Consider the following 9,137-nt stretch of genomic DNA (forward strand, 5'->3'; position numbering starts at 1 on the left):
AAATCAAGGAATCGGTAGCGATGTCTCCCTTTTGGCGGAATTTTTGGCTGGCCTTCGCTTTGAGTTTACTGCTGACAGCGGCATTGATGTGGTTAGACGGTCAGAATTTGCTGAGTTCTGAATTCCATTTCGTTGGGGCCAAGGGGATGATTGCTGCTCAGGGGCCAGACCCGCGTTTGAGCGCAATTGGTTTTGCGTTTCCGGCGCTTCTCATTTACGTCACCATGCTGGTTGGTTCGCCCATTACAACCCAAGTGCTTCTAGTAATTGGGTTGATATGGTTCATGACCTGGTTGGTCGAGCAGTTGCCTGTGTCACGGTTGTGGCGAGGGGTGATTTTGCTGGCGCTGCTTCTCAATCCAGCCTTTTGGGTCATGGTGTTAACCAGTCCAACGTGGACAGCGATGAGTCTGTTTCTGGGCTTGAGCGTTCTGCTCTACTGGCACCTGGTCCAGCCCCGTGATACGCAGTATCCCCTGAGCGTGAATCTGGTGCTGTTAGGGTTGACGTTGGCCCCCTTGATGCTATTGCGTTACGAATGCTGGTGGTTGGTGCCGGTGTTTGGACTCCTCGGCTGGTTTGTCCTAAAGGACCCCCATCCCCCCTTGAAATTAACCGTTGTCCTGGTCACCATCTTTATGCCCATCATTGCCATCCTGGGCTTTTTGTATGTGAACTGGTTGATCGAGGGAAATCCATTTTATTTTTTGGAAGCGGCGGGGAACGGTTTGCGCTGGCCAGGTATGGGGGTGTGGCTAGAATCGGCCCAAGGCTTGGACGCCCTGGCGGACAGTGGGACGTGGCTAGGACAAACGCTACCGGTTTATTACCTGCTGGCTGGGCTGGTGCTTTGGCAAAGTCGCGACCGCTGGCTGGCCCGTAGCTTGCTCCTGGTGTTGCCGATTCTCTTGATGACGATCATGCGATGGCAGGGCAATTTTCTGTCCCAAATCAGCAGCGCTGGGGCGTTTTTAATTCTTGTTCCCATCACCCTTTTGCAAGTGCGGGAATGCCGGATGTACCACCTGATACCGGTTGGTTTCCTGCTAGGCATTTCCCTCTACAGCACCCTGCATTGTTTACAAACCCAGCGTTTGATGCCCGAGGAGCAATTGGTGTGGCGATACCTCACCGGAAAAACGGGAGTGCTAAGTAGCCCGGTGTTGCGCTGGCGTCAGCAGCAAATCGCCCAACAGGAAATTGCTGACATCCTGTTTCAGCGCCTGCGTCCAGGGCAGCGGATTCTCTTAGATGACACTGTCAATTTCAGCTTTATTTATCTACTGCAAGATTCGCGGCGATTTGTTCTGCCCCATCAATACGAATTCAACCTGGCGCTCAGCCGGCCCGAGGACGTTGTGGACTATATCTTGGTGCGGCGAGAGACGACCCTAGAACCCCTATCAGACCAAATTTTTGTGGACGAGCCGTCTCTGCAAAAACGCTTCGGCTCCTTCGTCGGGGTTGCCAGTAACGATTTCTACCAGTTATTTCAACGGGTTAGCGGGGAAAGATAGCTTGAATTTGCGCCGCGGTCATGCCGTAAAATTCGTCCCGATGTTGCAGGCCGTCCAGCAACCAGAGAAAAACGCCTTTAGCCCCCAACGCAAACGCCAATTCAGACCAGTGGCGATAGAGTTGGATGCGTTCGTGCTGGAGTGCTTGGCTCGGTAGAGGACGTTTATCTACGGCGCTGCGAGGACGACACCAGCCCAACTCCCCAACATACCAGGGTTTTCGATTCATGGCGAGGGCGCGCGAGCGCAACCATTCATCTCCTAGTTGCTGACAGGCGCTCAGGGTCGGTGGGCGGTCCGAACGCAACAGGAAATCCCAGCCCCGGCGGTCTGTGAAGGGAAGCCCAGCTAGGCTAGTTTTGCGCAGTTCGACGGCGGGATGGGTGTACATGTGAATCGTGCCCAGGGTGAGCGCCGGGCGCGTCATGTTCAGAGCCAGGTCAATGCCTTCGTAAAACTGGGGGTCCGCCCGTAGGTACGTTAGGGGCAACGAAGGTGTGCGATTCAGCCACCCCTCCTCGCCGGAGGCGACCCAAACGGAGCGGGGCATGTGGCGCTGGATAAAAACCGCCTGCCGTTGCAACCAATCGGCGACCACGTCCTGCATAAAAACCCCAGGTTTCACGGGCCGGTTGGCCTGGGCGTATATCCCTTTGCCTCGGGGTTCATTGAGAATGTCAATGGCAATCACGTTTGGATGGGTGGCGAGCAAGCGCAGCACTTCGCCTGTGTGTTGTTGAAACAGTTGTTCCACGCGCGGATTGAGATAGAAATCGGCGCCGTACTGCAGGTATTTATCCTGGTCCTTTAGGGTCACAAAGGCGTTGAGCCACGTTCCCGGCGGGATGGCCCCCGCCCACTCCAAATAGCGCAAAATTCCCCCATAGGATAGCCAGTAATTGCCTAGGACAGGGATGAGAAAAAACTCCAATTCGCCCAGGCTTTCGACCAGAGCCTCCAGGATGCGAAAGACCAGTTCAACGGGTTGATTCGGAGCTAGCCACATGGCGCCGTCAAACGTGCCGTCGGGAACGCCCGGCGCTGATACGGGATAGTCATTAAACGCCCAAAACCGCACAGCGTTAATCCGACTCTGGCGGCGGAGCGTTTGTAACCCCAAATCCTGGACCAGATAGGTTTGGATGATGTCCTTCAAGGGCCGTTGGGGGTGCTGCTGCACTTTGCGGTAACTTTCCACCAGCAGGTAGTAGGCATTCACGCCGTAGAGACGGAGCGTTTGGGCGGGTAAGGCGGTGGTGAGTGCCAAAGAAATCGCGCCCGATAGCACCGTTCGCCGTGAGAGAGAAGCCATTACTTCCCAGTGGCAATCGCCCCGCCGAAGGTCAACCACACACCCAATTCAAAACCGTAACCCGGCCCATCAATTTGCTTATAGGCGGCGGGTACAACCCGAATGAAATCGTTGGCTTTGATGCGGAATTGACCAACGACTTTGGTGAAATCTGCTTCCCGGTCCTGGGTGCCGATAATGCTGTCAATTTGGGCGGCGACATCGAGGCGGTCGGTGACCGGAATTGCCACCTCAGCAAAGGTGCGAAATTCGTCCGAACGCCTGCTGAAATAGGGACGGTAGGCCACTTCAATTGTCCAATAACCAAACCGGTTCCCCACCGCGAACGAACGACTCACCGGCACTCGCACGTCCAAACCCACGCCGCCGCGCGACAGGGGCAACGGCGCATTGGGGTCGTAACCCAAGGGAATAATCGGTGTGACCTGCAAAGCTGCCGCCCAGCGGGGGTCTTGGGTAAACCGCCAGCGCACACCCACTTCCCCATCGAAAAAACCACTGTTGGTACGGGCCGGATTGAATTGCTCATCGCGAATCCATTGATAGGGCACTTTGAAAATCAACGTGATGTTTTCTCGCAATCCATATTCGGCGTAGGCTTCCAGCTCCCACTTTTCAAAGGTGCGACTTGCCAAGGTACGGAACGTGGTGCTGACAAAGGCGGCCCCTTCCGGTTGGGTAAAGCCCCCTGCCCAACTCGAATTGGCACCCATACCATGCAACAAAAAACTGGCCCCCACAACCAGCCAAAACTTCACTTTGCGCATCGGAGATGGCCCCTCAAACAGATGAAAACGGTGCGGTGAGGTCAGCGAAAATCCTGTATTACCCAGCCCGATTATATCAGAGTAGGGTTGCCAAAGGTGGCACCGCCAGCCGCTAGCGTCTACAGTAAAGAAGATGTGTCCATCTGACTGGTTCCTTGGCGCTATGGCCCCCCATCACAAAGCCCGTCCTCTACGTCCTGGCAGCCCTCGCCCCGCCAAGCAACTGTGCAGTGAATGCGGGCTATGCGATACGTCCTACATCCATTACGTCAAATCCGCCTGTGCATTTTTGCATCAACAATTCGAGGCACTGGAAACACAAACCCACGGGCGCAAGCGGGACCTTGAAAACGAGGACGAATGCTATTTTGGGGTGCATCAACAGATGGTCAACGCCCGCAAAAAACAACCACTCCCTGGCGCCCAATGGACAGGAATCGTCACCACTATCGGCATGCGAATGTTGCAAAACAAGTGGGTTGACGGCGTAGTTTGTGTGCAAAACACACCGGCGGACCGTTTTCAACCCAAGCCTGTTTTGGCCCGCACCCCGGAGGCGGTGTTTGCTGCGCGGGTAAATAAGCCCACTTTGTCCCCGAATTTGAATCTTTTGGATGAAATTGAACGGTCAGGGATTCGCCGGTTGCTCGTCATCGGTGTGGGGTGCCAGGTGCAAGCGCTGCGGGCGGTGGAAAAACAGTTAGGTTTAGAAAAACTCTACGTGCTGGGAACGCCCTGTGTGGATAACGTCACGCGGGCCGGTTTGCAAAAGTTTTTGGAAACGACGAGCCGGTCGCCCCACACGGTGGTTCACTATGAATTCATGCAGGACTATTACGTGCATTTCAAACACGCAGACGGTTCGGTGGAAAAGGTGCCGTTTTTTGGGTTGAATACGAAGGCGTTAAAGGAAGTTTTTGCGCCGTCGTGCTTGAGCTGTTTTGATTACGTCAATGGCTTGGCCGACTTGGTCGTGGGGTATATGGGCGCACCGTTTGGCTGGCAATGGTTGGTGGTGCGCAACGAGCGGGGTCAGGAAATGTTGGATTTGGTTAAGGAGGAATTAGAACTTCAGCCGGTGACCAGCCAGGGACAGCGGCATCTAGCGGTGCAACAGAGTATCCCGGCCTACGACCAGGGGGTGACCTTGCCCATGTGGGCGGCGCGGTTGATGGGGGTTTTGATCGAAAAATTTGGCCCCAAAGGACTGGAGTACGCTCGTTTTTCCATTGACTCCCACTTTACTCGCAATTACCTCTACGTCCGCCGCCATTACCCCCACAAATTGGCTAGTCATGTGCCGGACTTTGCCAAGAAAATCGTGAGCCAGTACCGCCTGCCGCCAGATTAATCCCAACAGGCCATGAGAGTTTTGCACCTGAGTACCTACGACACGTTTGGAGGTGCGGCGCGGGCCGCCTACCGACTGCACCAGGGGTTGCAACAAGCAGGGGTTGATTCCCGGCAATTGGTGCTCAGGAAACACAGTCAAGACCCAACAGTTCATGTCTATGCTGAATCCCGCTGGCTGCGACGTTTACGAACAATTGCTGACCAATGGCCATTGAGTTTTTATCCTAACCACTCCCGCGCATTTTCTGTACATTGGGTGCCCAATTCAGTTACTCGAAAAATTAAATATTTTGACTTTGACATTCTACATATTCACTGGATTAACCGGTTTCTGATCCCAGAAATACTTCCTAAACTAACTCACAAACCTATTATTTGGACGCTACACGATATGTGGGCAATTACAGGAGGATGTCACTACACGCAAGGATGCAATTTTTTTACTACCCAATGTGGCTGTTGTCCCCAGTTAAACAGCACCCAGAAAAATGATTTATCCTACTGGCTATGGCAACGAAAAAAGCGGGCATGGCGTCATTTTCAACCAGTGATTGTTACGCCAAGTACGTGGCTGGCTGATGCAGTGAAACGGAGTCCCCTCCTGGGACATTGCGAAATAAAAATTATCCCCAATGGTATAGATACTGAGCGCTATCGAGTCATTCCCCAATCGGTTGCTCGGCAGGTCCTGCAATTGCCTCAGGACAAAAAAATTGTCTTAACTGGTGGCGTTAGTTTACTGAAAGAATCGCATAAAGGTTGGGATTTATTCTGCAAAGCAGCGCAAATCCTTAAGACTCAGATGGGTATCCTATGGGTAATTTTTGGGCAACAAGAAGCGCCAGGGTTAGAAGAATTGCCTGTTCGTTGCCTTGGCACCTTAACCGATGATATTGCTCTAGCGCTGGCCTACAGTGCTGCGGATGTCATGGTAGTACCGTCGCGGCAGGAAGCCTTTGGTCAAGTGGCAACAGAAGCAATGGCTTGTGGGACGCCAGTGGTGGGGTTTGCCGGAACAGGGGTGCAGGACATTGTGGACCACCAGGTGAACGGTTATCTGGCCCCGCCGTTCGACCCACAGCATCTTGCCCAAGGCATTGCGTGGGTGTTGCAGCAGGGAACCGCATTGCGGGAATCGGCCAGGCAAAAGGTGGAGCGCTGGTTCAGTCTCCCTGTGGTTGTCCAGCAGTACCTGAACTTGTACCGTTCCCTCAGCTCGGTTTCTTCTTAGGCCGATTCCGTTCAAAGGGGAGTTTTTCCGCCTGAGCTGCCAGCATTCTCTTCTGCTCGTCCACAATTTTTTGCAGGTGTTCCGGCAATGGTTCCCGCGACAGGATAAAGGTCTGCACCGTTTGAAACAGGTTGGCAATCACCATGTACATCAAGACGCCGGCGGGTAGGGGGAAAAAGAGAAACATCACCGCCAAAATCAGGGGCAGGGATTTATTCACTTGATCCTGCTGGGGATTTTTGATGACATCCCCCTGGCTGGTGATCATTTGGCTGATGTAAGTACTCGTGGCAAAAATGGCCACAAGAATCAGCGTATCCCAATGAATCGTGCCGTTGCTATCGACGGCCCCCACTTGCCCCAGCGCCGAGATGAATAAAAAGCCTTCATTCGCCGCTAGACCTGGCACCACGCCCACCAGGGAAACCTTCCCTGGCTTGAGGGCTTTGAGCTGCGTTTGGCCATTTTCGGTGCTGAGTTCCACCAGTTCAGCGCCGTTTTTGACCGTCCAACGGGGAGTGAGATCGGGGTTATTCACCTCTTGGATAATGCTTGCCAAACTACGGCCATCTGGGGTGCGGAAATCGAGAACAGTCTCGTCGCCCACCTGGAGCTTATTCCCCGCCGTGCTGACAACGCCAATGGAATAGTGCAAGCCAGGTTTGACGTAGATGCTGTGGGATTGGAAGTTGAGGGGTTGAGACTGCACAATTTGGTCGCGCGGGACGATTTCCAATTCCACCGGGTAGGACACATCGGCAAAGGGCGACCCCCGCAGCGTCGCAAACAAGGCAAACAGGATCGGCAATTGCAAAATCAAGGGCAGGCAACCAGCCAGGGGATTGCCAAATTCCTGATAGACTTTGGCCATTTCTTCCTGTTGTTTCGCCGGGTCATTTTTATAGCGCTCCTGGATTTCCCGGACCCGTTTTTGCATCACTGGCTGGGCCACTTTCATCCGCCGCATATTGCGGATCTGCCCGGCACTGATCGGCGCTAAGGCCATCCGTACCACTAGCGTCAGCGCCACAATCGCCAGCCCGTAGCTCGGCACCATCCCGTAAAAAAAGTCCAGGATGGGGAGCATGAGGTTGTTGGAAAGAAAGTTGGTGCCGAACAGGTCCATAGGTGACATCCTCAGGGCGTACTCCCTCTGATATTAACCTTTGTTGCCGCCAGTTGGTGGCTACACTGGAACTATGGCATGGGACGCACCACGGGTGGCGCAGGCGTTGGCGGTGGAACGACAAGCGGGCTATCCCAATCTCCAAGGCCGCCAGTACCAGTTTTACGAATTTCTGCTGGAGCAGATGCGCGGGGTGCCTTTGGATTGGTTGCCCGCTCCCTACATCAACCAGTGGCAGGTGCTGCTGGCGGAACTGCGGCATTACCCCCAATTAACCTGCGACCAGCGGGAGGCCCTGGTCCAGCGCATTGCCGACCTGTTGCCCCACGTCCGTATTCCGGGTACGTCGCGGGTGCAGGAAAAACCGGCGCCGTCGGTGACGGAGGACACCCCTATTCGGGAGTTGAGCCTTTTGAAACCCCAACAAAAAAAATACCTTCACCAACTGGGGTTGCAAACCCTAGGGGATGTCCTGCGTTATTACCCGCGCAGTTATGTGGATTACTCCCAGCGCTTGCTCATCAAAGATTTACAGCCGGGCACAACGGTCACGATCATTGCCACCATTCGCAGTTTTCGCTGTTTCACCAGCCCCAAAAACCCCCAATTGACCATCCTGGAATGGTGGGTGGCAGACCGCTCAGGACGGCTCAAGATTAATCGCTATGTAATGGGCAAACGCTACGCCACAAAAGCCTGGCAAGAACAGCAAAAAAAACAATATCTACCAGGAACGCTGGTTGCTATTTCCGGTTTGGTCAAAGCCACGAAGTTCAGCAAAACCTTAACGGAACCTCAAATTCAAATCCTGGACGAAGAAACGGAAGAATCGGTCGGGAAAATCGTGCCGGTCTATGGGCTAAAGGGGACGTTAAAAGCGAGCGGAGTGCGCCAAGCGGTTCACGCCGTTTTACCCTTGGTTCAATCCTGGCCAGACCCCCTGCCGGAGACCCTGCGCAAGCGCTATCAGTTGGTTCCCCTGGCGACGGCCTACCAGGGGATTCACGCGCCCGCCTATGCCGAAGCGTTAAAACGCGCCCGCACCCGTTTGGTCTTTGACGAACTGTTCTATCTGCAACTGAGCTTTTTGCAGCGGCGGCAACAGCAGCGGCGGCAACCCAGCCCCGCGGTTCAGGCCGAAGGGGAATTGCTCCAAAAATTCCGAGCGCAACTGCCGTTTCAACTTACAGGTGCCCAAGAGCGGGTGATCCGGGAAATTCTCCAGGATTTACGGCAACCACAGCCGATGCAACGCTTGGTACAGGGGGATGTGGGTTCGGGTAAAACAGTGGTGGCGGTGATGGCCATGCTGGCGGCAATTGAAGCGGGATATCAGGTCGCAATGATGGCGCCGACGGAAGTGCTGGCTGAGCAACATTACCAAAAGCTGTTGGACTGGTTAACGCCCCTGCATATCCCGGTGGAGTTACTCACGGGTTCTACAAAAGCCAGTCAACGCCGGCAGATTTTAGCCCAGTTATCGACTGGAGAAGTGCCCCTCGTGGTGGGAACCCATGCCTTAATTCAAGAGGAGGTGCAGTTTGCGCATCTGGGGCTGGTGGTGATTGATGAGCAACACCGGTTTGGGGTGGAACAACGGTCGCTGTTGCAGCAAAAGGGGATGGCGCCCCACGTGCTGACCATGACGGCCACGCCCATTCCCCGCACGCTCGCGCTGGCGATTCATGGGGATTTGGATGTGAGCCAAATTGACGAGTTGCCCCCAGGTCGCCAGCCGATTCAAACGACGGTCATTCCAGGCAGCCAGCGTCATTTTGCCTATGACTTGATTCGCCGGGAGGTGGCGCAGGGCCGGCAAGCCTACATCATC

General features: G+C 54.5%; 7 protein-coding genes. 4 read left to right on the top strand and 3 right to left on the bottom strand.

Annotated elements, in window-relative coordinates; all coding sequences use genetic code 11:
- Positions 1–20 precede the first annotated feature (20 nt).
- A complete protein-coding gene (locus tag NZ705_00930) occupies positions 21–1,517 on the top strand; it encodes a hypothetical protein (protein MCS7291525.1) in 1,497 nt (498 codons plus the stop codon).
- Here the strand turns inward: NZ705_00930 and NZ705_00935 are convergent.
- Both NZ705_00935 and NZ705_00940 read right to left on the bottom strand, forming a co-directional pair.
- Complete coding sequence (locus NZ705_00935; GenBank protein MCS7291526.1) at positions 1,501–2,868, bottom strand: hypothetical protein; 1,368 nt, start codon at positions 2,866–2,868, stop codon at positions 1,501–1,503. The two genes, NZ705_00930 and NZ705_00935, sit on opposite strands and share 17 nt — an antisense overlap.
- Positions 2,829–3,596, bottom strand: coding sequence for a hypothetical protein (locus NZ705_00940; protein ID MCS7291527.1), 768 nt, complete (start codon positions 3,594–3,596; stop codon positions 2,829–2,831). The genes NZ705_00935 and NZ705_00940 overlap by 40 nt, the downstream gene beginning before the upstream one ends.
- A gap of 163 nt (positions 3,597–3,759) precedes the next feature.
- On the opposite strand from NZ705_00940, the gene NZ705_00945 reads away from it, so the two are divergent.
- The gene (locus NZ705_00945; protein MCS7291528.1) at positions 3,760–4,947 is read left to right on the top strand and encodes a Coenzyme F420 hydrogenase/dehydrogenase, beta subunit C-terminal domain; all 1,188 of its coding nucleotides are present in this window, start codon (positions 3,760–3,762) and stop codon (positions 4,945–4,947) included.
- A 393-nt stretch (positions 4,948–5,340) separates the two neighbouring features.
- Positions 5,341–6,180, top strand: coding sequence for a glycosyltransferase (locus NZ705_00950; protein ID MCS7291529.1), 840 nt, complete (start codon positions 5,341–5,343; stop codon positions 6,178–6,180).
- Here the strand turns inward: NZ705_00950 and yidC are convergent.
- Positions 6,161–7,306 (bottom strand): membrane protein insertase YidC, encoded by a 1,146-nt coding sequence (gene yidC / locus NZ705_00955; GenBank protein ID MCS7291530.1) that lies wholly within the window; start codon positions 7,304–7,306, stop codon positions 6,161–6,163. The two genes, NZ705_00950 and yidC, sit on opposite strands and share 20 nt — an antisense overlap.
- A gap of 73 nt (positions 7,307–7,379) precedes the next feature.
- Between yidC and NZ705_00960 the strand changes: the two genes are divergently transcribed.
- On the top strand, positions 7,380–9,137 hold a 1,758-nt coding region (locus tag NZ705_00960), incomplete at its 3' end, for an ATP-dependent DNA helicase RecG (protein MCS7291531.1).

The organism is Gloeomargarita sp. SKYB120, assembly GCA_025062155.1.
In the GTDB taxonomy this organism is placed as follows: domain Bacteria; phylum Cyanobacteriota; class Cyanobacteriia; order Gloeomargaritales; family Gloeomargaritaceae; genus Gloeomargarita.